This window comes from Nocardia grenadensis (assembly GCF_050942415.1).
GTDB lineage: Bacteria > Actinomycetota > Actinomycetes > Mycobacteriales > Mycobacteriaceae > Nocardia > Nocardia grenadensis.
The window spans coordinates 4,399,072-4,426,057 of sequence record NZ_CP192054.1 but is presented as its reverse complement, the minus strand read 5'-3'; the positions used below and the strand labels follow the sequence as shown (position 1 = coordinate 4,426,057).

The window sequence follows — 26,986 nt, the reverse complement described above, 5'->3', positions numbered from 1 at the left end:
GTCAGTATTCGGCGTCTTGCGCGGGGGACAGGCCGGTGGTGCCGCCGGTCTGCGGTTCCATCCCGTGCGGTGCCAGCACCGCACGCAGTTCCTCCTCGGCGGTCGCGGAGACGACGAACAGCAGTTCGTCGTCGCCCTCGAAAGGGTCGTCGGGCTGCGGCACGATGACCCGCCCGCCGCGCAGAATGGTGACCAGCGCGGAATCCCGCGGCAGGGTCAGATTGCGCACAGGTTTACCGGCCAGCGTCGTATCCGGCGGCAGGGTGAGTTCGACCAGATTGGCCTGCCCTTGCCGCAGGGTCATCAAGCGGACCAGATCGCCCACCGAAACCGCCTCTTCGACAAGAGAGGCCAGCAGGCGCGGGGTGGAGACGGCCACATCGACACCCCAGGAGCCGTCGAACAGCCACTCGTTGCGTGGATCGTTGACCCGGGCGACCACCCGGCGGACTCCGAATTCGGTCTTGGCCAGGAGACTGTGGACGAGGTTGGCCTTGTCGTCGCCGGTCGCGGCGATCACGACCTCGTAGTCCTCCAGCCCGGCGTCCTCGAGCAGTTGCAGTTCGCAGGCGTCGGCATGGACCCAGATCGCTTCGGGCACCGCCTCGCGGTCGATATGGTCGAGTTGGCGTTCGAGCAGCATGACGCTGTGCCCCGCCCGGAGTAGTTCGCGGGCGATGGAGCGGCCGACGGCGCCGGCTCCGGCAATGGCCACTTTCATGATCAATCCTTGTCGGCTGGAGGTTTCGCGGCCAGCGCGACGGCTTCCCCGGCGGAGCCGGAGGTGGCGGCCACGTACACTATGTCGTCGGCCTGGACGACTGTCTTGGCGTCGGGCAGAATGCCCTGCCCGAACCGGATGACGAACGCGACCCGGGCGCCGGTGGCGACCTCCAGCTCGCTGACCGTGCGCCCGTACCAGTCCTCGTGCAGGATCAGCTGGGCGACGGCGACGGTCCCGGTGGGATCACGCCAGGTCGTGGTGCCCGCGTCACCGATCAGTGTGTGCAGGAAACGGTCGGTCGTCCAGGGCACGGTGGCGATGGTCGGGATACCGAGCCGTTCGTAGACGGCGGCACGTTTGGCGTCGTAGATACGGGCCACCACACGTTCGACACCGAACATCTCCCGCGACACCCGCGCGGAGATGATGTTGGAGTTGTCGCCCGAAGAGACGGCCGCGAAGGCACCGGCCCGTTCGATACCTGCCCGGCGCAGGACATCGCGGTCGAATCCGACGCCCACGACCTGTTCACCCGCGAAATCCGGGCCCAGGCGGCGGAACGCGTCCGGATTGCGGTCGATGACGGCGACCTTGTGACCTATCCGGACCAGGGCGCGGGCCAGCGACGCCCCCACCCGGCCGCAACCCATGATCACCACGTACACCGTGAACCTCGCTCCTGACTCGGTGTGTGCCCTGCGGCAAGTGAAACAGCCGTGTGGCTGCTGCGAAACCGAACCGTACCCGCTGGTTCTCGCCCCCAGCCACGTTCCCCCCGCGGGGGGCGGCCAAACCCCGCCGTGCAGTGGTGCGTCGCAGCGCACCGGGGCACGGGGGCTTATGCTCCGTCCAGTGTCGAAGTTGACGACCGCCACCAAGCGTCTGGTGTTGGGGCGGCCATTCCGTAGTGACTCCCTGGGCCACACCCTGCTGCCGAAACGGATCGCGCTGCCGGTGTTCGCCTCGGACGCGATGTCCTCGGTCGCGTACGCGCCCGAGGAAATCTTCCTCGTGCTGTCGGTGTCCGGGCTGGCCGGTTACGCGTACGCCCCGTGGCTCGGCCTCGCGGTCGCGGTCGTACTGGTCATCGTGGTCACCAGCTACCGCCAGAACGTACACGCCTACCCGTCCGGCGGTGGCGACTTCGAGGTGGTCACCACGAACCTGGGCCCCACGGCCGGCCTGGCGGTGGGTAGCGCGCTGCTGGTCGACTATGTGCTCACGGTCGCGGTCTCGATCGCATCGGCCGCGTCCACCATCGGCTCGGCGATCCCCTTCGTCGCGACCCACAAGGTGCTCTTCGCGGTGGCCGCCATCGTGCTCATCACCGCCATGAACCTGCGCGGGGTACGTGAGTCCGGCCGGACGTTCGCGCTGCTGTCCTACGCCTTCCTGTTCGGAATGTTCACCATGCTCGCCTGGGGGTTGATCCGGATCTTCGTACTCGGTGACGAAGTCCGCGCGGAATCGTCGGGTTTCGAACTCCGGGCCGAGGAGGAGCATCTGGCCGGACTGGCGCTGATCTTTCTGCTCGCCCGCGCCTTCTCCTCCGGCTGCGCGGCGCTCACCGGTGTCGAGGCGATCAGCAACGGCGTGCCGGCCTTCCGCAAACCCAAATCGCGTAATGCCGCGACGACCCTGCTGATGCTCGGGACGATCGCCATAGTATTGCTGCTCGGCATGATCGTGCTCGCGCGCCAGGCGCACGTGGTGTTCGCCGAAGATCCCGAACAACTCGTCGGCGCGCCCGAGGGCTACCACCAGAAAACGTTGATCGCCCAGATCGCGCACGCGGTGTTCAGCGGTTTCACCCCCGGTTTCTACTTCGTGGCCGCGGTGACCGCGGTGATCTTGGTACTGGCCGCCAATACCGCGTTCAACGGATTCCCGGTCCTGGGTTCGGTCCTGGCCCAGGCCCGCTTCCTGCCCCGCCAGCTGCACACGCGCGGCGACCGGCTCGCCTTCAGCAACGGGATCCTGTTCCTGGCGGTCGGCGCGATCGCGTTCGTGGTGGCGTTCGACGCGGAAGTGACCCGGCTGATCCAGCTCTACATCATCGGGGTGTTCGTCTCGTTCACCCTCAGCCAGACCGGCATGCTGCGGCACTGGAGCCGGTTGCTGGGCCGGGAGACCGATCCGGCCGAACGGCGCCGGATGATGCGGTCCCGGGCCATCAACGCGCTGGGCCTGGTGGCCACCGGGGCCGTCCTGGTAATCGTGCTGGTGACGAAATTCTTCGCCGGCGCCTGGATCGCCATCGTGACCATGGCGGCGATCTTCGTGATCATGAAGATGATCCACCACCACTACAACTCGGTGGCCCGGGAACTGGAAGAACACGAATGGGACGGGGTCTTGCCGAGCCGGACCCATTCGATCGTCCTGGTGTCGAAACTGCACCTGCCGACCCGCCGGGCACTGGCCTACGCCCGGGCCGGGCGGCCGGATACGCTCGAGGCGATCACGGTCAACGTGGACGAGGACGATACCCGGGCCCTCGTGCGGGATTGGGAGAAGAGCGATAATCCGGTCCCGTTGAAAGTTATCGAATCGCCCTACCGCGAGATCACCAAACCGGTGCTCGATTATGTGAAGCGGGTGCGCAAGGACGCCCCACGCGATGTGGTGACCGTCTTCATCCCCGAATACGTGGTCGGGCACTGGTGGGAGCAGGTCCTGCACAATCAGAGCGCATTGCGGCTGAAGGGCCGGTTGCTGTTCGAACCGGGTGTGATGGTGACCAGCGTGCCGTGGCAGCTGAGTTCTTCGGCGCGCGCCCGGGCGGCGGGCGAACCCGCGGCACCGGGCGCGGTACGGCGCGGCTACGGCGACAATGGGTGAGGTCCGATGAGTTCATGGCGCGATCGGGTGCTGTCGGTACGGCTCGGGCCGCCCGGGCACGGGGGATTCTGTGTGGCACGCCACGAGGGCCGGGTGGTGTTCGTCCGGCACGGCCTGCCCGGTGAGCTGGTGCGGGCGCGGGTCACCGAGGACCGCGGCGGCGCGTTCTGCCGGGCCGAGGCCGTGGAAATCCTGGAGGCCTCACCGGACCGGATCCCCGCCACCTGCCCGGTATCGGGCCCGGGTGGGGCGGGATGCTGCGATTTCTCCTTCGCCACCGCGGTGGCGCAGCGGCAGCTGAAGGCCGCGGTGGTCGCCGAACAGCTGAGCCGCATTACCGGGATCGAACGCGCGGTCGAGGTGGAACCCATCACCGGCGCCGGTGATGGCACCGCCGGTTGGCGCACCCGGATCCGCCTCGTGGTGGATATGGCGGGCCGGGCGGGTGTGCACCGCTACCGCAGCACCGGGGTGCTCACCGACCTCCGGTGTCCGCAACCCGTGCCCGGCGCCCTGGACGATATCGACCGGCGCCGCTGGACGCCCGGCGCGGAGCTCGTGATCGCGGTCGACGACACCGGGGCCCGGCATATCGTCGAAATCGCTCCGCCGATACCCGACACCGGCCGGCGCGGCGGTGACCGGTACGCCGGCCGTTCCGGCCCCGGAGGCCGTGCCGACCGGCGTACCGGACGCACCCGCGGTCCGCGGGACGGCGCGGGCCGGCCCGGCGCGGAGCCGGAGGCGCCGGGTGCGCAGCGGCGGCGCACGGCGGCCCGGCGCGCCGCCACCCACGCGGACCGCGACGAATGGGTGGTCGAGGGCAGCGGCCGGGCCGTGCAGTACGTGGCCGGGCGGCGCTGGGAGGTGGCGGTGGCCGGATTCTGGCAGGCGCACCACGGTGCCGCGCAGTGCTATTCGGATGTCGTCGCCGACTGGGCCGATGCGGGCGTGGGCGCGACCGCGTGGGACCTGTACAGCGGCGCGGGGGTTTTCGCGGCGCGCCTGGCCGAACAGGTCGGCCCGACCGGCGCGGTGCGGGCGCTGGAATCCGCACCGGCCGCGGTCGCCGCCGGTAATGCCGCCCTGGTCGATCTGCCGTGGCTGGACCTGCGCACCGGGCGGGTCGAGAAGTGGGCGGCCGGACACCACCACCCGCGGCCACGGGTGGTGGTCCTCGATCCGCCGCGGGCCGGGGCGGGTAAACCGGTGGTGCACGCGGTGGCCGCCGCGGCGCCGGACCGGATCGTGCACATCGGCTGTGATCCGGCGTCGTTCGCCCGGGACCTGCGCCTCTACCTGGACGCCGGCTACGGGTTGACCGCGTTGCGTGCCTTCGACGCGTTTCCGGCGACCCATCATGTGGAATGCCTTGCACTCCTGGAGCGCTGACCGGATCGGTGCGGCGCCGCGGCGCCCTACTTCAGCTGCCAGGTGGCCCGCAGTGTCGCGGTGATCTCGGTCTCCCCGGATTCGATGGGCACGGGCGCCGGCGCGGCCGCGGCCACCATCCGGATCCCGCCGGGCTCAGCGGGCTGGGTCGGCGGCGGCGCGGTCGTGTGCTCGGTGATCTCGAGCACGGGACCCAGTTCGCGGGCGGCGCGCCGGGCGTACTGCCGCGCCTTGTCCAGCGCGTTGTCCCAGGCGGCATCACGGGCGCGCGCCAGGAGCCGTTCCCGGTCGGCGAAGGTGTGCCGCAGCCCACCCAGCCGCGCGTCGTCGCCGCCCGCTGCCACGGCATGGGCCACCACCTCCGACGGCGCCGGTCGCGCGGGATCGGCCGCGGCCGCGAGTGTGACCGTGAGCGTGCTGGTCGCGATATAGCCGACCACCCGGGCGGTACCGTCCTGCCAGGCCGTATCCGAGCGCACCGACAGCATGCCGGTGCCGATATCGGTGCCGGGGACACCGTCTTCGCGTAACGCGGTCGTCAGCGCCGTGACGCTCCGGCCCGCCCGGTCGTAGGCCAGTCCGACGGTGCTCGCGCGACATTCGACGCCGATCGAGAGCACGATCAGGTCGGGGGCGGCGCGGACGGTGCCGTATCCGAATACGGTTACCGTTCCCGCCGGTGGCTGGGTCATCCGGTCTCCTCGCGGTCGGTGTGCGGCGCTCGTCGGTGCGCCGCCGTCCCGGGGCCCGCGGCCGGACTCGGTTCGCGCGGCACCCGCCCCTCACCTTAGGCTGGACCGGTACGCCGGACCGCGGTTCCGGCCCGGTACGGAGGTGGGCACGGCTTGCCGCCCGGGTGGTGCAGTCGGCCGCGGCTCCTAGACTGGTCGGATCTACTGCGCTATCCGGAGGGAGCGAATCAGGTGGGAGTGCTTTCCCGGGTCGATACGCCCGAAGACGTGCGTCGGCTCTCGGCACCGCAACTGCGGGAGCTGGCGGCCGAGATCCGCGAATTCCTGGTGCACAAGGTCGCCGTCACCGGCGGGCACCTGGGACCCAACCTCGGGGTGGTGGAACTCACTCTCGCCCTGCATCGGGTATTCGATTCGCCCGCCGATCCGTTGATCTTCGACACCGGGCACCAGGCCTATGTGCACAAGATCGTGACCGGTCGCAAGGACCGCTTCGACAGCCTGCGCCGCAAGGACGGGTTGTCGGGGTATCCCAGCCGTGCCGAGAGCGAACACGACTGGGTGGAGTCCTCGCACGCCTCGGCGTCGCTGTCCTACGCCGACGGCCTGGCCAAGGCCTTCGCGCTCACCGGGCAGGACCGCCATGTCGTGGCGGTCGTCGGCGACGGGGCCCTCACCGGCGGTATGTGCTGGGAGGCGTTGAACAATATCGCCGCGGCCAAGGACCGCCCGGTGGTGATCGTGGTCAACGACAACGGCCGTTCCTACGCCCCCACCATCGGCGGGCTGGCCGACCGGCTCACGGCCCTGCGCACCCAGCCGGTGTACGAGCATATGCTCGACACGGGCCGCCGGTTCCTGAAAAGCATTCCGGGCGTGGGTGATTCCGCGTACTCGATGGTGCACGCGGTGAAGGCCGGGATAAAGGACGCGGTGAGCCCGCAGGAGCTGTTCAGCGATCTGGGTCTCAAATACGTCGGCCCGGTGGACGGCCACGATCTCGTCGCGCTCGAGTCGGCGCTGCGGCACGCCAAGGATTTCGGCGGCCCGGTGGTGGTGCACGCGGTCACCCAGAAGGGGCACGGCTACGAGCCGGCCGAGAACCATGTGGCCGATCAGATGCACACCTGCGGCCCCATAGATCCGCTCACCGGCGAATCCGTGAGCAGCGGGTCCGCGGCCAGCTGGACCTCGGTGTTCGCCAAGGAACTCATCACCCACGCCGAACGCCGCGACGATATCGTCGCGATCACCGCAGCCATGCCCGGGCCCACCGGGCTGTCCGCGTTCGGCGAACGTTTCCCGGATCGGCTCTTCGATGTCGGTATTGCCGAACAGCACGCGCTGGCCTCGGCGTCGGGTCTCGCGCTGGGCGGCCTGCACCCGGTGGTGGCCATCTACTCGACCTTCCTGAACCGGGCCTTCGATCAGCTGCTGATGGATGTCGCGTTGCTGAAACAGCCGGTCACCCTGGTATTGGACCGTGCCGGGATCACCGGCGCCGACGGCGCGAGCCACAACGGTATGTGGGATCTGTCACTCCTCGGCATCGTGCCCGGTATGCGGGTGGCCGCCCCGCGGGATGCCGCGACCCTGGCCGAGGAACTCTCCGAGGCGCTGGCGGTCGACGACGGGCCTACGGCGTTGCGGTTCCCCAAGGACAGTGTGGGTGCCGAGATCCGGGCGATCGAGCGGCTCGACGGCGTGGATGTGCTGTGGCTGCCGGACCGGGAGGGGCCGTCGGCGCAGGCCCAGCGCGGCGATGTGCTGTTCGTGGCCGTCGGTGCCCTGGTACCGGCCGCGCTCCAGGCCGCGGAGCTGCTGGAGGCGGACGGAGTCACCGCTACGGTCATCGACCCGCGGTGGGTGCTGCCGGTATCCGATACCGTCGTCAAACTGGCCGAGAACTATCGCCTGGTGGTCACCTTGGAGGACAGCGGTCTGCACGGGGGTATCGGGGCGACCGTATCCTCCCGGCTGCGGGCCGCCGGTCTGGACGTGCCCGCGCGCGATATCGGCATTCCGCAGGAATTCCTGGAGCACGGCAGTATCGCGCAGGTGCGCCAGGAGCTGGGTCTGACCGCCCCCGATATCACCCGCCGAGTCACCGGCTGGCTGGACGCACGCTAGCCCCGCCCGCGGCCGCCCGTGCCCGCGGGCGGTCGTCAGCTCGGCGGAGGATCGATCAGGGCGGCGGCCAGTGGCTGTGCGGCGAGTTCGCGCTGCCAGGGCCGGGCACCGTGGCTCTTCAGGAAGCCGTCGACCGCCGCCGTGACCTCACCGGCGGCCTCCGGCCCGCTGCGGTAATCGGGCAGACCGTCCCAGCACAGCCGGCGCACCAGATCGGGCGACAGCAGGTTCTCCACCGGTACCGCCACCCGCTCGGAGATGTGGGTCATCACCGCGCGTGCCCGGGCCAGCCGGGCCGCGGCGGCGGGATCACGCCGTTCCCAGCGGTTGACCGGCGGCGGTCCGTCGTAGGGCTGGCTCATCCGGGGGAGGTCTTCGTCCGGCAGAGCGCGCGCGCGTTCCACCGCGCCCAGCCATTCCCTGGAGTAGCGGCGCTGGCGCGGGCCGCCGAACACCGGTAGCTCGCGCAGCTGCCCGATCGAGGCGGGTTCGGCCTTGGCGGCCGCGATGATGGCGGAATCCGGGAGGATCCGGGAGGGCGCGATATCGCGGCCGCGCGCCAGGGTGTCGCGGGTGGTCCACAATTCTCGCACAATCGCCAGCTGGCGGGCCCGGCGCAGCGTATGGATGCCGGAGGTGCGCCGCCAGCGGTCCGGTTTCGGCGTGGCCGGTTCGAGTAGCCGGATATGTTCGAACTCCTGCGCGGCCCAATCGGTTTTGCCCTGCTCGGCCAGCGAGGCGGCCACAGCCGCACGGAGTTCGATCAACAGTTCCACATCGAGTGCGGCGTAGTTCAGCCACGCCTCCGGAAGGGGCCGGGTCGACCAGTCCGCGGCGCCGTGCCCTTTACGCAGCTCCCGGCCGAGCAACTGCTCGACCATGGCGGCCAGACCGACCCGGGGGAACCCGGCCAGCCGCCCGCCCAGTTCGGTATCGAACAGCACCGCCGGGCGCAGGCCCAGCTCGGCCAGGCCGGGTAGGTCCTGGTCGGCCGAGTGCAGAATCCATTCGAGTCCGTTGATCGCCGCGGCCAGCGGTGCGAGCGCGTCGGCGACCGGTATCGGGTCGATGAGCACGGTGCCCGCCCCGGCCCGGCGCAACTGGATGAGATACGCGCGCGACGAATACCGGAAACCCGAGGCGCGTTCGGCGTCCACCGCCAGCGGCCCGGATCCGGCGGCGAGACGCTCCGCGGCCGCCGCTACGCCCTCGGCGGTACGGCAGACCGGGGGGACACCCTCGGCCGGGACCAGCAGCGGTACCGCGGTGGGCTCGGCCGGACCGGAATCGGTGGCCTCGTCGCACGGGCCCGAATCGGACGCCGGAGACAGGCCGGTGCCACCATCCGGGTGGTCACCGGACAGGTGTTCGGGCTCCTCTACTACCGGCATAAAGGGCCACTCTACGTGGCCGAGGCTGCGTCCGATATTCAACCACGGTCGGTCTCGCCGACCGGCGAGGGCCGCAGATCGGTGATGCCTGCCGGCGGCAGACCCGCCGCATAGGCCAGGACTTCCCCGAACGCTTCGACATGGGGGCGCATCTCGGTGGTGCGGGCCGTCCACGAGGCCCGTAGTTCCAGCTGATGCGCGCGGGGCGGACCCGCGATATCTCCATAGCGCACCGAGCTGGTGGAGGTCACCGTACCGCCGAGCGCGGTGAACGGCCCCTCCCGGGATTCCAGGGCGTCCACCAGCCAGCTCCAGGCGACCTCCGGCAGGAGCGGATCGGCGGCCAGCGCGCCGTCGATATCGGCCTGAATATAGGCAACCAGCCGGAAGACGCCGTGCCACGCGTCGTCCCCACCGGGGTCGTGGAGCAGGATGAGCCGCCCGAAGGCGTCGCCGTCGGAGTCGATCGGTACGACGGGTGAGTCCTCGTGGATCACCTCGGCGCCGAGCGCGTAGGAGTACGGGGCGAGACGCTGCGGCGGACGAATCGGGGAGAGCTCGATCCGCGGATGTACGGATGCGGCGCCCATCGACGAGACGGCGGCACGAAACGCTGCGGGTTCATCGCCGGGCCCGTCGTCGGGTGCGCCGTCGCGGATATCGAGCGGTGTCACGGGGAATGACGGTAGACCCGTAGCGCCCGGGGTGGGCGGAGGCGCGCCGGGCGACCGTTGTTGCTGCATGGACGGGCCCGAGCGTGGTAAACAGCGCGCAACTCGCCGGACGGCGTACACAGCCGCCGCCCAGGACGGCGGATCAGCGCTCCCGGCGGTGCTGTGCGGCCTTGCGCGCCGGGCCGCGTGGGGCCGCATACGATGGCGGGTGATGAGCACATATACGCGCCGCCGGTTGTCCGATGCCCCGTTCCTGGCCGCCGCCACCGGCGCCACACCGGCGCGGCGGCCGGTGTGGTTCATGCGCCAGGCGGGCCGGTCGCTGCCGGAATACCGCGAGGTCCGGGCAGGTATCGGGATGTTGGAGTCGTGTTTCGACCCGGAACTCGTCTGTGAGATCACCATGCAGCCGATCCGCCGCCACGGCGTCGACGCGGCGATCTTGTTCTCCGATATCGTCGTTCCGCTCAAGGCCGCCGGAATCGACCTCGATATCGTCGCCGGTGTCGGTCCGGTGGTGAGCGCACCGGTCCGTACGGCTGCCGATATCCAGGCGCTGCCCCGGCTGCGGCCCGAGGAAGTGGGCGCGGTCACCGACGGGGTGCGGTTGCTGGTCGCCGAGCTCGGGGAAACTCCGCTCATCGGTTTCGCGGGTGCGCCGTTCACGCTGGCGTCCTATCTGGTGGAGGGCGGCCCCAGCAAGAACCACGAGCGCACCAAGGCCATGATGCACGGCGATCCGAAGGCCTGGCACGCGCTGCTGGGAGTGCTCACCGATATCACCATCGTGTTCCTGCGGGCCCAGCTCGAGGCCGGAGTCGACGCGGTGCAGCTGTTCGACTCGTGGGCCGGCGCGCTCGCGCTGGCCGACTACCGCCGCTATGTGCTGCCGCATTCGGAACGGGTCTTCGTCGAACTCGCCGACGCCGGGGTGCCCCGGATCCATTTCGGGGTGGGCACCGGGGAACTGCTCGGCGCGATGGGTGAGGCCGGGGCCGATGTGGTCGGTGTCGATTGGCGGCTGCCGCTGACCGAGGCGGTACGGCGGGTCGGTCCCGGAAAAGCATTGCAGGGCAATCTCGATCCCGCGGTGCTCTTCGCGGGCTGGCCGGTCGTGGAGGCCGAAGCGCGCCGGATCGCCGACGAAGCGGATTCGGCGCTGGCCATGGGCGCCGCGGGCCATATCTTCAATCTGGGTCACGGGGTACTGCCCGAGACCGATCCCGGGGTGCTCACGGCGCTGGTGGAGCTGGTCCACGAGCTGTGAGGCCGCGGCGCCGGTCCTGACATCGACTCCCGGGACCGGACGCTCCCGGCCGGGTGGGGGTTTCGGGTGCGGAGGGCGCGATCGCGCGGTGCGCGGGCGCCGGATACGGTCGGGGGATGAGAATCGCGGTGGTCGGTGGGGGGATCAGCGGGCTCGTCGCGGCCTACCGGTTGCGCGGGCTGCTGGGGAAATCGGCCGCGATCACGGTCGCCGATATCCGGGACCGGTTCGGCGGGGTGCTGCGGACCAGCGAGATCGCGGGCGAACCGGTCGATCTGGGCGCGGAGGCGTTTGTCGGCCGGCGGCCGGAGGTGCCCGAGTTGCTGGATGAGCTGGGCATTGCCGACCAGCTGGTACATCCGGCCGGTCTGCGCCCGCTGATCTGGTCGCAGGGGCGCGCCCATCCACTGCCGGAGCGCACGCTGATGGGTATCCCGGCCGATGCCGCGGCCGTCGAGGGACTGGTCGATGCCGCGACGGTGGCGCGTATCGCCGCCGAACCGCGGCGTCCGCTCACGTGGCGGCCCGGTGCCGATATCGATGTCTGCTCGCTGGTGGCCGATCGCTTCGGGGAACAGACCGTGGCGCGCAGTGTCGACCCGCTACTCGGCGGCGTGTACGCCGGTTCCGCCCGGTCCATCGGGCTCCGCGCGGCGTTGCCCACGCTCGCGGCCGCGCTGGACCGTGGCGCCGGGAGTCTCACCGAGGCGGTAGCGGCCGCACTGCCCCCGCCTTCCGGCGCACCGGTGTTCGGGGCGCTGCGTGACGGTTACGGCGCGCTGCTGGACGCGCTGGCCGGTCGGACGGCGGCCACCACGGTCGGCGACACCGCCGTCACCGGTCTCCGGCGGATACCGGGTGGTTGGACGGTGGAACCGCTCGGGGAATTCGAGGCGGTCGTCCTCGCGACCCCGGCACCGGTGACGGCCCGGTTGCTGGCCGATATCGCGCCCGTGGCGGCGCGCGCGGCCGCCGGGATCGAGCTGTCCTCCTCGGCCCTGGTCGCACTGGAACTGCCGAAGGACACCGCGCTGCCGGCGAATTCGGGTGTGCTGGTCGCGACGGGGGAGCCGTTGCGGGCCAAGGCGTTCACCCTGTCCAGCCGGAAATGGGCGCACCTGGCCGCGCGGGGCTCGGCCCTTGTGCGGGTCTCGTTCGGCCGATTCGGTGACGACGCGGTGCTGGGCCTGTCCGATGCCGAACTCATCGATGCCGCCGCCGCCGACCTCGCCACCGTCACGGGGTTGCCGATCACCCCGCGGTCCGCGATCGTGCAGCGCTGGCCGGGTGGGCTCGCCCAGTACGCCCCGGGGCACACCGAACGGGTCGCCGAGATCGAATCCGCGGTGGCCGCTTTCGGCGATCTCGCGGTGACCGGCGCCTACCTGCACGGTGTCGGGGTGCCCGCGTGCGTGGCTGCGGCGACGCGGGCCGCGGCGCATATCGCCGGCGGGGCGGCTCCGGCACCGGCCTGAACACCGCACATCGGGGTCCGGGCAGCCGGGCCGCCGATCGACCGGCCCCGCCCCCGCGACGATCCGGCGAGTGGCACGATGGGGCTATGGCGCGACTCGATTACCAGTCTCTCAACTCCACCATCCGCTATCTCATGTTCTCCGTGTATCAGGTGCGGCCCGGAGTGCTCGGGGACGACCGCGCGACAACGTTGAAGGAGGCCCGCGAATTCTTCGACGGGCTCGCCGATCGCGGTGTCGTGGTGCGCGGTATCTACGATGTGGCCGGTATGCGCGCCGACGCGGATTTCATGGTCTGGAGCCATGCCGAGCGGGTCGAGGACCTGCAGGCCACCTACGCCGATTTCCGGCGCACCACCGAACTCGGCCGGGCGAGCACCCCGGTCTGGAGCAATGTGGCGCTGCACCGGCCCGCCGAGTTCAACAAGAGCCATATTCCGGCGTTCCTGGCCGGCGAGGAACCCGGGAACTACATTTGCGTCTATCCGTTCGTCCGGTCCTACGAGTGGTATCTGCTGCCCGACGACGAACGCCGCAAGATGCTCGCCGATCACGGCAAGGAAGCCCGCGGCTATCCCGATGTGCGAGCCAACACCGTCGCCTCGTTCGCGCTCGGCGACTACGAGTGGATTCTCGCGTTCGAGGCGCCGGAACTGCACCGCATCGTCGATCTGATGCGCGACCTGCGAGCCACCGAGGCCCGGATGCACGTCCGGGAGGAGACCCCCTTTTACACCGGGCCGCGGGTCGAACTCGATCAGCTCATCGCCGCACTACCCTGACCGGCAGTCGGACAACCGCCCGGCGGAGGCCCCGGGTAGGGGGATATCCGCCGGGCGGTTGCCATATGACGTGCTGCCCGGACGCGGGCCGGGTCACTGTGCTGTATCGGTCGCGGGTTGCAGGCGCAGGGAGATCGAGTTGATGCAGTACCGCTTGTCGGTCGGTGTCGGATATCCCTCGCCCTCGAAGACATGCCCGAGGTGGCTGTGGCAGTTCGCGCACAACACCTCGACGCGGCGCATGCCCAGCGAAGTGTCCTCACGCAGTAGTACCGCGTCCGAGTCGGCCGGATCGAAGAAGGACGGCCATCCGCAATGCGACTCGAACTTCTCCGTGCTCCGGAAGAGTTCGGCGCCGCAGGCGCGGCAGCTGTACACCCCCTCGGCGGTGGTGTCGGTGTATTCGCCGGTGAACGGTCGCTCGGTGCCGGCTTCGCGGAGCACCGCGTACTCCGCGGGGTCCAGCCTGGCCCGCCACTCCTGCGGGCTGAGCTGGATCTTCGGGGCGGGCAGGGAGGTATCGGTCGCGTCCGTTTCGGAACTCATGCCTCCACGCTAATACGTGTGCCGCGGCGCGTCCCGTATCAGCCGCGGACGGCCTGCGTCTCGACCACGCGCGCACCGGCTCGTTCGGGCTCCGCCCCGGGGCCGGCGACCGAGGACCGGACCGGCGGGGCCGGTGCGGCGAAATCGTCCACTCCGGCATTCCGGGAGTCGGGCGCCTCGGCCATCCACACCGGGTCCAGCCGCGGCAACCGGCCTGCGCGGCGGGCGGCCAGGTACCGGTCGCCGAGCACACAGAACACGACGACCAGCAGCAGGCCCCAGCCGAAGGTGATCCGCAGGTATTCCAGATTGCGGCCGATATCGGGCCAGCGGTGCGACAACCATTTGTCGTAGGACATGAACCCGAACACCGCCAGCCAGGCCGGCCAGTTGCGCAGCACGGAATTGCGCAGCACCACTGACATAAGGAACGGGAACAGCATCATCGAGTAGTACATCTGGCCGAGTGAGGACAGGAGGAATTCCGCAGTGAGCAGGACTCCCGCGGAAGTCGTGACGAAGAACAGCTCATCTTCGCGGTAGTACCGGTACAGGATCCACAACGAGAGCAGCACCAGTACCGCCATCGACAGGCGGATGCCCCAGGTCAGCCAGGGCGGTAACCCGTAGTACTCGGCGTTGCCGGGAATAGCGCTGTTGAAGTAGTCGCGTGTCTCCAACAGGTAGGGGAAGGTGCCCGTGAAGAACTTGTCCGGATCTCGGGACAGTGGCCAGGCGATCGCGGTCAGTACGAGCGGGACGCCGGCGGCCCCGATCACCACGTTCCATTGTTTGCGCACCAGGGCTATCAGCAACAGCGGTGCCAGGGTGGGTTTCACGGCGATCGTCAGACCCATGATCACCCCGGCCCACAGGTCTCTTCGTTGCAGTAGCAGGATCAGGAACAGCATCTCCGCCAGCAGCAGGCATCCGTTGACATTGGTGAACACCAGCGTGTTGATCACCGTCTCGGACAAGAACATGGCCAGCAGCAGGACCGGGGCGGCGATGGAGCGCAGCGTGTAGTTGAACAGCCGCAGCAGCAGATACCAGGCGATCAGGATGGCGACAGCGTTGAGCAGGATGAACAGCCAGCGCGACTTCTCGTAGTCGATCACCGCGATGGGCGCGATCAGCAGGGTGCCGCTGGGCGGGTACAGGTAGTGCGGGTCGACCGAATCGAAATTCGCCGTATAGACCTCGCGCCCGTTGAGGAAATCCAGCGAGGCCTGGTAGACCGGCTTGTAGTCGTCGGTCACGAAACCATTGACAGCCTGGATGAACACCCGGTTCAGCACGGTCATGACCGCCAGCGGCCAGAGCGCGAACCGGATCACGTCGGCGGTTGTTCGAGCAGTGCGGGGCTCGAGCTGTCGAAGGAACACCACGGCACGGTACACCGGGCGGTGCCGTGGTGTTGCCGGGGCCCACCCTCGACGCGCCGGTCAGGCGCGCCTCGGACCCTGTGCGAGGCGCCTTCGGGCAGTACCGGTCAGGCGGGGCAGGCGGTGCCGTCGCCGGGGAGCCGCCCGTCCTTCAGATACGCCACGAGCGCGGTCTGCGCGCATCCGGAGTGCGCGCTCACCGGGTGACCCCAGCCCTGCCAGGTCATGGTCGAGGTCCGGGCGCCCGCGGCCCCGAGGGCACCGGTCACCGAGGCCTGCGCGATCCCGGTCACCGGGTCGGCCACACCGGTGAGTACCAGTACCGGCAGCTCCAGTTTCTCCAGCGCCGCCGGCGCCTCGGTCACCGGCCATGCCGAGCAGGCCAGCATCGACAGGGCCGTCGCCCGGCCGAACACCGGATACTTCTGCGCCCAGATACCGGTCAGGTCGGTGACCTGCGGCGCGGGCGGAGTCTGCGGCATATCGGTGCAACCGTTGACGAACTGGCCGTCGGTCGCGGTGGCGGCCTCCTGCTGATCGAGCAGTCCCTTCAGCGCGCCCAGGTCGCCGCGGCCGGCCGCGGACAGGGCGTCGGCGAGTACGCCGATCCGGCCGGTCTGGTCCGCGCGGGGGTTGCCGAGGAACCCGGTGACGGCCGTGCGGACCCCGTTTGCCGAGATGTCGCCGAGCTGCCCGTCGGCCGCTTTCTGCATCAGTTCGGTCACCGCCGCGCGCGGATCGGGTCCGAGCGAGCATGAGATACCGGCGCACTGCTGGGCGAATGCCGACAGCGCCGCCTCGGCACCCTGGACCGCGGTCTCGGTTCGGGTGACGGTGTCCACACCCACCGGGGTGGGGGAGTCGAGGACGAGCCGGGCCAGCCGATCACCGTACTTGCGGGCGTACTCCAGCCCCACCAGCGCGCCGCTGCCGGTACCCAGCATGGCGATGTGGTCGACATTCCACTCGCGGCGCAATTGCTCGATATCGTCGGCGGCGTGCGCGGCGTCGAAGGTGCCGTCGTAGGGCTGCAGGAAGTCCCGGCAGGAAATGGTTCCGTTGCGGGACAGGTCGGACATACCGGTCACCGCGTCACCGCCCGGGGTGAACTGGGCGTTGTCCTGCAGACCACTGCGGATATCGGCGGGCAGACAGTCGATCGGCTGGGAGGTGCCGATACCCCGGCGGTCCACCGCGACCACGGGGTGGGCGCCGAGCAGGGCGCTCGCCGGACCGGTGGCCAGCCCAGCGAGGGTGGCGCCGGAGGAGCGGTCCACCCCGGAGGTCAGGACCAGTGGTGCGGCGTCGGGCGGGGTCTGCGGCAACCGGGCGCGCACCGCGCCGGTACGGAAGTTGCCCAGCACCGAGCCCGCGCTGTCGATCGGGGTGGAGAAATCGGCGCATTCCAGCACCAGCCCGGCGGGTCCCGGGCCCATCCCGGCCTGGTCGAATGTTTCCCGGGTGCACTCCCGCCACGCGAGGTCCTTCTTCGGGACCTCGGCGGCGGGCGGCGGTGGAACCTGGGCGGAGGTGGTGGATTCGCCTGGCACAGGCGGACGTTCGACGGCTACGTGCGGGCGGTCCGACGGACCGGCCCCGCAACCGGCGATCATGATCAAAAGTGCCGAGGCCGGCACCACTGCCCGAGTCCAGCGCATGCGCTATACCCTGCCAGGTCCGGATCGGATCCGCCGGATCGGGACGCCCGGGCCCCGCCGCGCAGGCGCGCCGCTCGGGTTTCAGGCACGCACCCAGCGGGTGAGCATCGTCCCGTCCGGGTCCAGCAGTACATGCGCCGGTGTCATCCGCATCCCGAATTCCTCGTGCGACACCGAGATCCGGCGAGCTGCCCCGCCGACCAGCAGCGGCGCGGTGGTCAGGCAGAGCTCGTCGACCGTGCCCGCGCCGGCCAGCGAGCCGAACAGCTGCGGCCCGCCCTCGCACAGCATCCGCCGCAACCCGCGCGCCACAAGCGCCTCCGGGACCGCCTGCGGCGCGATGATCTCGTCCCCGATCTCGATCACTTCGGCGCCCGCCGCGGCGAGCGCGCGTACCCGCTGCGCGGGCGCCGCCGCGGTGGTGAGGATCAGCGTAGGGGTCCGGGCGGTGGCGATCACCCGATGGCCGGGGTCCAGTGCGGCGGAGGCGGTCACGATCGCGATCGGCGGCGGGGCACCCTCGGCGTGGCCGCCGATGCCCCGGGCGAACAGTTCCCGGCGCAGGCCCGGGTCGGTCTGCGCGCCCCCGTAGTTCTCCGCGCGTACCGTGCCCGCGCCGACCAGGACGACATCGCACAATTCGCGCAGCAGATGGAACACCCGTTTGTCCGCCGGTGTGCCCATCGCACCCGAGACGCCGCCGGATCCGGTGACGGCGCCGTCGATACTGGAGACGAAATTGACCCGCAGCCGACTGTCGTCCGGCCCGCCCGGGTAGGCGTACAGATCGGCGAGTGCGTCGTTGTCGAGGTCTGTGAGCTGGATCGCATCGGGGATACGCTGCATACCAACAGCTCATACCACGTCACTAGGCTACGTCCATGCCAGATCGCCTCGTCGACCGCCGCCCGGAGGTCCCCGCCGACCAGCTGGTCGCCCAGATGATACCGCCGCCCATGTTCGACGAGGTCGGTTTCGATACCTACATTCCCGACTCGAACGAGCCCAGCCAGGCCGCGGCGGTCGCCTCGGCCCGTGCCTTCGCGGAAAAGGTCACCGGCATCCACAAGGCCGCGCAGAAGAAATCCTTCTTCGGGAAGAAGAAGCCGGCCCAGGGCGCGGGGCTGTACCTGGACGGCGGGTTCGGTGTCGGCAAGACCCACCTGCTGGCCTCGATCTTCCACAACGCGCCGGCGCCGAAATCGTTCGGCACCTTCGGTGAACTCACCAACCTCGTCGGCGCGCTGGGTTTCGGCAACGCGGTCGAGCGGCTGTCGGCCAACAGTGTGCTGTGCATCGACGAATTCGAACTGGACGATCCGGGGGACACCATGCTGGTCTCCCGGCTGCTCACCGAGCTTTCGGCGAGCGGCGTCTCGGTGGCGGCCACCTCCAACACATTGCCCGGGCAGCTCGGCGAGGGCCGGTTCGCGGCGCAGGATTTCCTGCGCGAGATCAAGAAGCTCGGCTCGATCTTCGACACGGTGCGGGTGGACGGCCCCGACTACCGGCATCGGGATCTGCCGCCGGCCCCGGAACCCAGCAGTGATGCGCAGCTGAACGAACGGGCGGTGGGCACCCCGGCGGCGACGCTGGACGATTTCGATGCCCTGCTGCGCCATCTGAGCACCCTGCACCCGTCGAAATTCGGCGCGCTGATCGACGGGGTGTCGGCGGTGTTCGTCTCCGGGGTGCATCCGGTCAACGATCAGGCGGTGGCCCTGCGCCTGGTGGTGCTGGCCGACCGGCTCTACGACGCGGGCGTCCCGGTGACCGTCTCGGGAGCGAAACTCGACGAGATCTTCTCCTCGGAGATGCTCGACGGCGGCTATCGCAAGAAGTACCTACGGGCGATCTCGCGCCTGCTGGCGCTGTCCCGCTTCGAGGTCCCGGCCTGAGCGCGGCCCTGCGGTAGCCGGGGCGTTCCGGCCGCCGGGTGTCGATCCGCGCGGCGTGCGACGACGCGCCGTTTTCGGGTTGACCCCGAACCCCGGGGTTGGTTTGCTGAGTCCGGCACGCCACGCGGGGGTGCCGGCGAGCGAGGGGAGTTCCGCGCATGGTTCATCGTTCGGCGCGTGTACCGGCCGCTGTTCTCACCGGTGCCCTGATCGCCTTCGGCCCGGTCGCGGCGGCGGATGTCACCATGGCGCCGGCGGCCGCGGAGGTGCTCACCGTCGACCGGTCGCTACACCTGACCGGCGCTCCCAATGCCCGTGATCTCGGCGGCTACCGCACCGTGGACGGGCGCACCGTACGCACCGGTATCGCGTTCCGCACCGATCAGCTCACAAACCTCACGCCCACGGATCTCACGGAACTGACCCGGCGCGGAGTCCGTACCGTCGACGATCTGCGCACGGTCTACGAGCGCGCGCTCGGCCCGGACCGGATCCCCGCCGGTGCCCGCGCCCACTGGTACGACATGATCGGTGCCGCCCCGCTGCCGGAACTCGTGTCGACCCTCGCCGGTGGCAGCGACCTGTACCGGGCGTTCATCACCGCCCCGGGCGCGAACCAGGCGCTGGCCGGGGTGTTGCGCGATATCGCGGCGTCGGGGCGGGGTCCCGACGCCGGCGCGGTGCTCTTCCACTGCACCGCCGGCAAGGACCGGACCGGCTGGACCGCCGCGGTACTGCTCACGCTGCTCGGGGTGGATCGGACCACAGTCACCGAGGACTATCTGCTGTCCAACCACTACCGCGGCGCTGCGGCCGGCGACCCGGTGGGCGGGGTCCAGCGGGAATGGCTCGACGCCGCCTTCGATCAGGTCGCGGTGAGCTACGGCGGTTTCGACCGCTATGTGAGCGAGGGCCTGGGGCTGAGCTCCGCGGAGGTCGACGCGCTGAAACAGCGCATGCTGGACTGAGACCGCGCCGGCGGGCCGCCGGTCCGGCCGACGCTCAGAACTCGAGTCGCAGTACGTAGTCCCGGTGCACCTGACGCCCGACGGTGAAGGTGCGGGTACCCACCTGCTCGAAGCCGTACTTGGCGTAGAAGCGTTGCGCCCGCAGGTTCTCCTGGTTCACGGCGAGCCAGACGCCGGCGTAATCGGCCCCGTGGGCCTGCTCCAGGGCCGCGTGCATGAGCGCGCTCGACACTCCGGTGCCGTGATGGCCCGGCAGCACATACATCTTGCTGATCTCGAGCACTGGATCCAGCGCGACCGCCGCCGCCACCGCGGAATCGGAGGGCGGCCCACTGTGCAGGATGGCGTATCCGACGATCTCGTCGTCCGCGACCGCTTTGAGGACCGTGCGCGCCGGATCGGACAGATACTCCCCGAACCGTTCACCGGAGAGCACCTCCGCCAGGAATACCTCGATATCTTCCATATCCGAACCCGGCGGGCAGGCCAGCGGGAACGTCGCGGCGGCGACATCGCTGAGCGCCTCGGCGTCCCACAGTCCGGCCCGGTCCACGGTGACAGTGGTCATATTCCCATGAGACCACAGCGGTACGGCCTCCGGTGTGTGCGCTGGTCCGGACGGTACGGCCCGCTCTGCGGACAGCTGGTCCGAGGTTCCGGTGGACTCGTGCGACCTGCGGCGATAGGCGTAATAGAGCCTCCGGCTTTGCCTCCGGACACATCCGACGTAATCTCTCGCCCATGAGGAGCGGGAACCGCATCGCGATCGTCGGTGCGGGTATCGCGGGTCTGGTCTGCGCGAAGGTCCTGAGTGAGGATGGGTTCGCGGTCGAGGTTTTCGACCGAGCCCCCGATATCGGCGGCGTGTGGAGCGAGACTCGCCGTTACCCGGGCTTACGCGCGCAGAGCAGCAAGTACACCTACCACTTCTCCGACCATCCGATGCCCGCCGACTACCCGCGGGTGCTCGACGGAGCCCGGATGCAGGAGTACCTGGCGAGCTACGTGCGTGCCTTCGGGCTGACCGATCGCCTCCGGCTGCGCACCGAAGTGGTGGCGGCCGACCCGGTCGACGGCGGCTGGCTGCTCGAGATACGCGATCTCGACGGTGTGCACCGCACCTCCTGCGATCACCTCGTCATCGCCAACGGTGTGTTCAGCGAACCGGAGCTCCCCGATTTCGCGGGAATGACCGAATTCGGGCGTGCCGGAGGCCAATTGGGGCACAGCACCCAGTTCCTGGATGTGGACGCGGTCCGCGACCGTTCGGTCGTGGTGGTCGGTTACGGCGCGGCAGCCTGCGACCTGGCCACCGAGATCAGCCGGGTGGCCGCCGAGACCACGGTGGTGGCGCGTCGGCTGCTGTGGAAGATGCCGCGCCGGCCGGCCCCCGGGCTGGACGCCGAACGGGTGCTGCTCACCCGCACCGGTACCGCCCATTTCCGGCATCCCGAGCCCGGCCGGTTCGAGCGCCTGCTGCACGGCCCGGGCCGTTCCTTCCGGGAGAGCAACCTCGATCTCATCGAAGCGCTGGTGGCCCAGCGGTCCCGGGCCGCGGAGCTCGGGCTGGTGCCGCCGGTGCGGTTCGACCGGGCCCACGAGGCCGCGTTCGGCCTGGTCGCCGATGATTTCGCCGATCAGGTCGCGGCCGGCCGGATCACCGTGTGCGGCGGGACGGAGGTCGCCGCGCTGGGTGGCGGCCAGGGCGGCCCGTATGCCGAATTGTCCGACGGCCGGTTGATCCGTGCGGATATCGTTGTCTGCGCCACCGGTTTCCAGCAGCGGGTCCCGTTCCTGACCCCGTACGTGCAGCGCCAGCTCACCGACGACAACGGTAATTTCCGGCTGTACCGGCAGATCCTGCCGTTGCAGGTACCGCATCTGACCTTCGCCGGTTACAACTCCTCGTTGCTGAGTGCGGTGGGTGCGGAGGTCGGCGCGCACTGGACCTCGGCCCTGCTCACCCGGACTCTGTCCCTGCCGCCCGCGGAGACGATGAGCGAGCGGATCGAGGCCCGCTTGCGTTGGATGCACGAGTACACCGGCGGTCACCACGCGCACGGTACCTCGGTGACGCCTTACGCCCTGCGCGATATCGATGAACTGCTCGCCGATCTCGGGGTGAAGTTGCCTCTCGCGGCCCGTGCCGCGCAATGGGTGCGTCCGGCCCGGCCCGGTGACTACAAGGTGGTGTCGCGCCGGAAACGGGGGTCCGTGGGCCGGCCTCTCGGCGCGGACGCCTACGGTGCGCCCTCGTCGCAGCCGCAGCCGCCCTTGTCGCCACCGCAGCCGGCGTCCCCGCCGACCGGTGCGACCGAACCGATTCACACCGGTGCCGCGCGCCCCGACTCGTCCGGCGGGCGACCGGTGGCCTCCGAATCGCCGACCGTGAAACTGCCGGAGTCGGCTCTTCCGGGCGCCGACGAGCGGACGAAGATCATTGCGATGCCTGCCGCGCACCCGGCCGGACCGGAACCGCACACCGCGCCCGGAGCACCTCCGCAACCGGTGGAGCAGTCCCGGCCCGCGCCCGCGGCGGTGCACACCCGGTGGCCGGTGAACGCCCCACAGCCGCCGGACACGCCGCATCCGGAGAACGCGGCGCCGTCCGCCGACACACAACCCACGGAGCCGCCTCCCGCCGCGCAGCAGTCGGCGGTGGACGTCGCCCGGGACGCGGCCCGGCGGGCGGCGGCCGAAAAGCGGGCGGCCGGTATCGCCGCACGATCCAATAGCCCCACGGTCCGGCTCGATATGCGGGCGGCCCAAGCGGCTGCGGCCGCGGCGGCCGCCGAGAACTCCGCGCCGCCGTCACCCGATCCGCAGACACCCGGCGAGGCCCCGGCGGGCGCGGCATCCGCGTCCACCGCCGCGCCCGGCACCCGGGAGGCGACGGAACCGGGTACAGCCACCACGGCACCGGACGGCGCCGAACCTGTGGAGGCCGATCCGGTACCGGCGAACGGAAGCACGGGCACGGAGTCGGCCGCCGCCACCGACCGGACACCGGCTGCCGGCGCCGGCGGCACGGCGCCCGCGGCAACGGCGGGTTCGGCACCGGCTCCCGGAACGACCGACCCGGTAGCGGCCGAGACCGCCGAGCGGGCACCGGCCACCGGTTCGGCGTCTGCCGCCGGACCGGAGACACCGGAACGGGCAATCGGCGATCCGGAATCGGCGGCCTCCGAACCCGAGACACAGGCCACCGGCGCGTCCTCGCGAACCTGACCCGGCCGTGCCGGATCTGGATCTGAACCTGCTGGTGGCCCTGCACGCCCTGCTCGAGACCAACAGTGTCACGCAGGCCGCCGAACGGCTCAACACCTCGCCACCGGCGATGAGCCGCACCCTGGCGCGATTGCGCCGGGTCTACAACGACCCGCTGCTGGTCCGGGCCGGGCGCCAACTTGTGCCGACTCCCCGCGCGCTCGAGTTGCGGTTCGAGGTCGGTGCGCTGGTCGAACAAGGACGGGCGCTGCTGGCGAAACCCGATACCGTCGACCCGGCCGCCCTGGTCCGCGGGTTCGCGGTGCACGTGGACGACGCGGTGCTGCCCGAACTCGCCGCCCGGCTGCTCACCGAGGTCCGAGCCCGAGCGCCGGGCGTGACCCTGCGATTCGTGCCCGGCGAAGCGGCCGGTTCGGCGAGCGCGCTGCGTGACGGCCGGATCGACGCACAGGTCGGGGTGATCGCGCAGGCCGATCCGCAGACCCGGGTGGAACGGGTACGCGGGGACCGGTTGATCGGTGTCGCCGCCCCCGGGCATCCGCTGGTCACCGAACGGGTGACCGTGGCCGCCTACGCCGCCGCGGCCCATATCAGCGTCTCGGCGCGCGGAATCGCCCGCGGCCCCATCGACGACCGGCTCGCCCTGCACGGCCGCACCCGCCGCGTCGTGGCCACTGTCCCCGATCTGACAACGGCGTTGCTCGCCGTGCGTTCCGGTGTCGCGGTGTGCCCGGCCCCCGCGGTCGTGGCGGCCACCGCCCTGCCGGCACTGGGTCTGTGCGCGTTCGAGATTCCGCTGCCGTTGCCGGAGGTGACGATTTCGCTGGCCTGGCATCCGCGCAACACCCCCGACCCCGCGCACGCGTGGCTGCGCACCCTGGTGCGTTCGGTGCTGACAGCCCCCGATCCGGTGACCGGGACACCGCCGGGGGTGAGGGTCGCGTGGGTCCCATCTGGGTAACTGCTGGGCAGAAACCTGGCGTCGACCGGCCTTTGTGGCGCACCCTGGAATACGTCGGTGTGGTGTCGGGCCGACATGGTGGGACGGGTTAGATGGGTGGTCGCATGCAGACGAAGCGGCGGACTGATATTCGGTGCGGGCGCCGGACGATGTTGTCCGACCTGGGTATATCCGACGGTCCGGTGAGCACGGATACGGCGCCGCAGACCACCTCCGGCTATGGTTGCGGCTGTGCGCGCTGTGTGGAGGCGCAGTGGGACGCGCAGCGACTCAAGTTCTGGCTGGCGAGCCGGTTGCTCGCGTTCGGGGCGGACGAGGCGGTGGTGGACCGGCGCTGCGGTCCGGTCACCGTCGATGTCTGGTGGCGGCGCGGCACCGAGCAGGGTGCGATCGAGGTGCGCACCGGCCCACTGACCCAGGAACTCGCGCAACAACATACGGACCGGCTGCGGGCGTTGGGTTGTGCGAATGTGCTGTGGTTGTGCGCGCCCGGTTTCTGGGTGTCCCAGTTGCCTGCCCTCGGTATCGCCGATCTCGCACCCGCCTCGTGTGAGTACCGCGCAGTGAGCGGCATGCTGGAATCCGGTCCCACAGGTCTGGTCGTGCCGGCCGCGCGGCCCTACGAATTGCGGGAGTTCCTGCGGGAGTGGGTGGCCGGCGAGGTCGCGTGGGGTTACCGCGATCATATGAGGAAAGGATGGGCGGCCGTGACCGACTGGGAGAAGCACACCAGGGCCCAGGCACTGCTGCTCGAACAGCAGCGCCAGGAACTGATGTCGCAGCGCACCGCGCTGGCCGTGGCCCGGCAGGCGGTGCGGGAGAAGAAGCGGCAGCTCGCCAGGACCGTCGCCCGGATGGAGCGGACGGCGCAGCGCGCCCGGGAGCAGGCCGAGGCGGTGGCGGCGGTGGATCGCCGGATCGCCGACGAGCGGCGGGTGCACCGTGCGCTGGAGGACACCATCCGGCGCCTGCACAAAACCATCGACAACTGGCAGCTCATCACGGTTTTCGTCATGCTGTTGCTGGCGACCTTCATCGCGGCGACCATGCTGGTCAAGCCCTGACGGCAACTGCCCGGCCCGAACTCGTACCCGGCGGGCGGATCTCAGCGCGGGGGAGCCGCGGAGTCCGGCGCGGGCGGTCGTCTGTCCAGCGCGGCGCACGCCGCGTCGAGTGCGGCCACGCGCAGTTCCTCCGCCGGTGCGTCGGCGAGTAGAACCAGACAGTCGCCGAGTCCGCCCAGTGCGACGATGGCGCGGGCCCGATCGCCGAGTTCGGCCTCGGGCCCCACCAACAGAGTCGTGAGCCGACGGCGCCATTCGACGATACGTTCGAGGAAGCCGAGCGCGGCCAGCGGCGCGATATCGCGGAGCAGCAGCGCGGTAACCGCGCGATGCCGGTAGGAGACATCGAAATAGCGCCCGAGTATTTCCCGAGCGTCCACCGGGCCGTCGCCGGCGCGGTCTTCGTCCGCGGTGATCGTGGCCTCGACATCGTCGAACAACGGCTGTACCAGGCTGCGCAGCAGCTCCTCGCGTGAGGAGAAGTGGTAGTAGAGCGCGGGTTTGGTGAGTCCGAGTTTTTCGGCGATCTGGCGCAGGCTCGTCTCCTGGATACCGCGCGCGGTGAAGAGTTCGAGCGCCGCGGCGTGAATGCGCTCACGGGTTTCGCTGGATCTGATTCTCGGCACTTCCTCACCCTAGCGTGTTGACCGCCCGGTAAGTAAGCTGACTTACCTACCGATAAGTAAACAATCTAGGGATTACTATGGACATCCTGATTTCCGGGGCGAGCGTGGCCGGGCCCGTCCTCGCCTACTGGCTCGATCGGTTCGGATTCACGCCGGTGATCGTCGAGCGCACCCCCTTCCCACGGCTGGGCCTGGGTGGTCACGCGGTAGATCTCTTCGCCCCGGCGACGGCAGTGATAGGCCATATGGACCTGCTCGGGCCGCTGCGCGAGGCGAGTACCGAATCGACCGCGCTCCGGCTCGAACGGCCGGGTAAACGGCCCATCGCGGTGGATCTGCGCGATATCTCGGACGCTTTCGCCGACGGGCGCCATCTCGAGATCATGCGCGGGGAACTGGCGGCGATCCTGCACGAGGCGACCGGTAGCCGCGTCGACTACCGCTTCGGCAATTCGATCGCCGAACTCACCGACCACGGTGACGGAGTGGTGGTGACGTTCGACAGTGGTGACTCGGCCCGATTCGACCTCGTCATCGGTGCCGACGGTATGCATTCCAGAGTCCGGGAGCTGGTTTTCGGGCCGGAGGAGCGCTGGCGCCGACATCTCGGTGCCTACTTCGCGGTGGGCACTCTCCCGAACTATCGGGAGCTCGACGGGCTGACGCTGCTGTACAGCGCTGTGAACCGGATCGCCGCGATGTATCCGGTCCGGCAAACCGGACTGGCACGGGCGGTATTCCTGTTCCGGCGCGGCGAAGAACCGGGGCACGACCTTCGCGATATCGGTGCCCAGCGCCGGCTGCTGCGCGCGGAGTACCGCGACGAGGGCTGGGATATACCGCTGCTGCTCGACGAGATGGACCGCGCCGAGGATTTCTATCTCGATTCTGTCAGCCGGATCCAGCTGGACACCTGGTCGCGGGGCCGGGTGGCGCTGGTGGGCGACGCCGGGTACGCACCCGGACCGGCAGTCGGGGGTGGCACCTCGCTCGCCGTTGTCGGTGCCTACCTCCTCGCCCGGGCGCTGGCCGAAGCCGACGGCGATCATACGGTGGCCTTCCCCACCTACCGGGCGCAGGTCGACGCGTACGCCCGGCGCTGTAGCGAGGTCGCGCCCGCAGTGTTGCGGCGGGGTATTCCACGCTCCCGGGGCCGGTTACTCGTCAGCGAGACGGCGATGCGCCTGCTCCCGCATGTCCCGCCCCGGCTCCGGGCCCGGCTGATGTCCGGCAGCGCGAGCAGTACGCTCTCGTCGTTCACTGTGCCCGATCCCGTTGGGTAGA

23 protein-coding genes are annotated in these 26,986 nt (G+C 70.1%); 12 read left to right on the top strand and 11 right to left on the bottom strand.

The genetic code is table 11. The features are described 5' to 3' along the window. Position 1: 1 nt before the first annotated feature. On the bottom strand, positions 2-721 hold the full coding sequence (locus tag ACQPYS_RS20145) for a potassium channel family protein (protein WP_431939693.1): 720 nt from the start codon (positions 719-721) through the stop codon (positions 2-4). Positions 722-723: 2 nt separating this feature from the next. Further along, entirely contained in the window at positions 724-1,389 is a 666-nt protein-coding gene (locus ACQPYS_RS20140) for a potassium channel family protein (protein WP_431939692.1), read from the bottom strand. A 187-nt stretch (positions 1,390-1,576) separates the two neighbouring features. Here ACQPYS_RS20140 and ACQPYS_RS20135 point away from each other — a divergent pair, with 187 nt between their 5' ends. Both ACQPYS_RS20135 and ACQPYS_RS20130 read left to right on the top strand, forming a co-directional pair. Continuing rightward, a complete protein-coding gene (locus ACQPYS_RS20135) occupies positions 1,577-3,565 on the top strand; it encodes an APC family permease (protein WP_063040161.1) in 1,989 nt (662 codons plus the stop codon). 6 nt (positions 3,566-3,571) lie between these two features. Next, complete coding sequence (locus ACQPYS_RS20130) at positions 3,572-4,957, top strand: class I SAM-dependent RNA methyltransferase (protein ID WP_063040159.1); 1,386 nt, start codon at positions 3,572-3,574, stop codon at positions 4,955-4,957. Positions 4,958-4,983: 26 nt separating this feature from the next. On the opposite strand, the gene ACQPYS_RS20125 is transcribed toward ACQPYS_RS20130, so the two are convergent. Next, positions 4,984-5,649: an SIMPL domain-containing protein gene (locus ACQPYS_RS20125; RefSeq protein WP_063040157.1), complete on the bottom strand. Its 666-nt coding sequence runs from the start codon at positions 5,647-5,649 to the stop codon at positions 4,984-4,986. Positions 5,650-5,880: 231 nt separating this feature from the next. On the opposite strand from ACQPYS_RS20125, the gene dxs reads away from it, so the two are divergent. Beyond that, positions 5,881-7,779 carry a 1-deoxy-D-xylulose-5-phosphate synthase gene (gene dxs, locus ACQPYS_RS20120; protein WP_433490458.1) on the top strand — a complete coding sequence of 633 codons (1,899 nt, stop codon included), beginning with the start codon at positions 5,881-5,883 and terminating at the stop codon, positions 7,777-7,779. A 35-nt stretch (positions 7,780-7,814) separates the two neighbouring features. Here the strand turns inward: dxs and ACQPYS_RS20115 are convergent, their stop codons facing one another. Further along, on the bottom strand, positions 7,815-9,170 hold the full coding sequence (locus ACQPYS_RS20115; protein WP_433490457.1) for an HRDC domain-containing protein: 1,356 nt from the start codon (positions 9,168-9,170) through the stop codon (positions 7,815-7,817). Between the two features lie 38 nt (positions 9,171-9,208). Further along, positions 9,209-9,760 (bottom strand): DUF3000 domain-containing protein, encoded by a 552-nt coding sequence (locus ACQPYS_RS20110; RefSeq protein WP_433493086.1) that lies wholly within the window; start codon positions 9,758-9,760, stop codon positions 9,209-9,211. 295 nt (positions 9,761-10,055) lie between these two features. Here ACQPYS_RS20110 and hemE point away from each other — a divergent pair, with 295 nt between their 5' ends. From hemE to hemQ, 3 genes are all read left to right on the top strand, one after another. After that, complete coding sequence (hemE, locus tag ACQPYS_RS20105; RefSeq protein WP_433490456.1) at positions 10,056-11,111, top strand: uroporphyrinogen decarboxylase; 1,056 nt, start codon at positions 10,056-10,058, stop codon at positions 11,109-11,111. Between the two features lie 116 nt (positions 11,112-11,227). Beyond that, positions 11,228-12,586 (top strand): protoporphyrinogen oxidase, encoded by a 1,359-nt coding sequence (locus ACQPYS_RS20100; RefSeq protein ID WP_433490455.1) that lies wholly within the window; start codon positions 11,228-11,230, stop codon positions 12,584-12,586. Positions 12,587-12,672: 86 nt separating this feature from the next. Then, entirely contained in the window at positions 12,673-13,368 is a 696-nt protein-coding gene (gene hemQ, locus ACQPYS_RS20095; protein ID WP_433490454.1) for a hydrogen peroxide-dependent heme synthase, read from the top strand. A gap of 93 nt (positions 13,369-13,461) precedes the next feature. On the opposite strand, the gene msrB is transcribed toward hemQ, so the two are convergent. The 4 genes from msrB to ACQPYS_RS20075 form a co-directional block, all read right to left on the bottom strand. Further along, the gene (gene msrB / locus ACQPYS_RS20090; RefSeq protein ID WP_063040151.1) at positions 13,462-13,914 is read right to left on the bottom strand and encodes a peptide-methionine (R)-S-oxide reductase MsrB; all 453 of its coding nucleotides are present in this window, start codon (positions 13,912-13,914) and stop codon (positions 13,462-13,464) included. A 38-nt stretch (positions 13,915-13,952) separates the two neighbouring features. Next, the gene (locus ACQPYS_RS20085) at positions 13,953-15,299 is read right to left on the bottom strand and encodes a glycosyltransferase family 87 protein (protein ID WP_433490453.1); all 1,347 of its coding nucleotides are present in this window, start codon (positions 15,297-15,299) and stop codon (positions 13,953-13,955) included. A gap of 107 nt (positions 15,300-15,406) precedes the next feature. Beyond that, on the bottom strand, positions 15,407-16,957 hold the full coding sequence (locus ACQPYS_RS20080; RefSeq protein WP_433490452.1) for an alpha/beta hydrolase: 1,551 nt from the start codon (positions 16,955-16,957) through the stop codon (positions 15,407-15,409). An 81-nt stretch (positions 16,958-17,038) separates the two neighbouring features. Next, on the bottom strand, positions 17,039-17,803 hold the full coding sequence (locus ACQPYS_RS20075; RefSeq protein ID WP_433490451.1) for a pyrimidine reductase family protein: 765 nt from the start codon (positions 17,801-17,803) through the stop codon (positions 17,039-17,041). 35 nt (positions 17,804-17,838) lie between these two features. On the opposite strand from ACQPYS_RS20075, the gene zapE reads away from it, so the two are divergent. Further along, positions 17,839-18,855, top strand: coding sequence for a cell division protein ZapE (gene zapE, locus ACQPYS_RS20070; protein ID WP_433490450.1), 1,017 nt, complete (start codon positions 17,839-17,841; stop codon positions 18,853-18,855). A 158-nt stretch (positions 18,856-19,013) separates the two neighbouring features. Continuing rightward, a complete protein-coding gene (locus ACQPYS_RS20065; RefSeq protein WP_433490449.1) occupies positions 19,014-19,823 on the top strand; it encodes a tyrosine-protein phosphatase in 810 nt (269 codons plus the stop codon). 34 nt (positions 19,824-19,857) lie between these two features. Here the strand turns inward: ACQPYS_RS20065 and ACQPYS_RS20060 are convergent, their stop codons facing one another. Next, the gene (locus ACQPYS_RS20060; RefSeq protein WP_433490448.1) at positions 19,858-20,391 is read right to left on the bottom strand and encodes a GNAT family N-acetyltransferase; all 534 of its coding nucleotides are present in this window, start codon (positions 20,389-20,391) and stop codon (positions 19,858-19,860) included. 173 nt (positions 20,392-20,564) lie between these two features. On the opposite strand from ACQPYS_RS20060, the gene ACQPYS_RS20055 reads away from it, so the two are divergent. The 3 genes from ACQPYS_RS20055 to ACQPYS_RS20045 all read left to right on the top strand — a co-directional run bounded on the left by ACQPYS_RS20055 (position 20,565) and on the right by ACQPYS_RS20045 (position 25,076). After that, on the top strand, positions 20,565-23,051 hold the full coding sequence (locus tag ACQPYS_RS20055) for an FAD-dependent oxidoreductase (RefSeq protein ID WP_433490447.1): 2,487 nt from the start codon (positions 20,565-20,567) through the stop codon (positions 23,049-23,051). 7 nt (positions 23,052-23,058) lie between these two features. Further along, the gene (locus ACQPYS_RS20050; protein ID WP_431939680.1) at positions 23,059-24,012 is read left to right on the top strand and encodes a LysR family transcriptional regulator; all 954 of its coding nucleotides are present in this window, start codon (positions 23,059-23,061) and stop codon (positions 24,010-24,012) included. Positions 24,013-24,194: 182 nt separating this feature from the next. Next, positions 24,195-25,076, top strand: coding sequence for a hypothetical protein (locus tag ACQPYS_RS20045; protein WP_431939679.1), 882 nt, complete (start codon positions 24,195-24,197; stop codon positions 25,074-25,076). Between the two features lie 41 nt (positions 25,077-25,117). Here the strand turns inward: ACQPYS_RS20045 and ACQPYS_RS20040 are convergent, their stop codons facing one another. Continuing rightward, positions 25,118-25,702 carry a TetR/AcrR family transcriptional regulator gene (locus tag ACQPYS_RS20040; protein WP_433490446.1) on the bottom strand — a complete coding sequence of 195 codons (585 nt, stop codon included), beginning with the start codon at positions 25,700-25,702 and terminating at the stop codon, positions 25,118-25,120. A gap of 77 nt (positions 25,703-25,779) precedes the next feature. Here ACQPYS_RS20040 and ACQPYS_RS20035 point away from each other — a divergent pair, with 77 nt between their 5' ends. Then, the gene (locus tag ACQPYS_RS20035; protein WP_063040138.1) at positions 25,780-26,985 is read left to right on the top strand and encodes an FAD-dependent monooxygenase; all 1,206 of its coding nucleotides are present in this window, start codon (positions 25,780-25,782) and stop codon (positions 26,983-26,985) included. The last annotated feature ends 1 nt before the right edge of the window (position 26,986 follow it).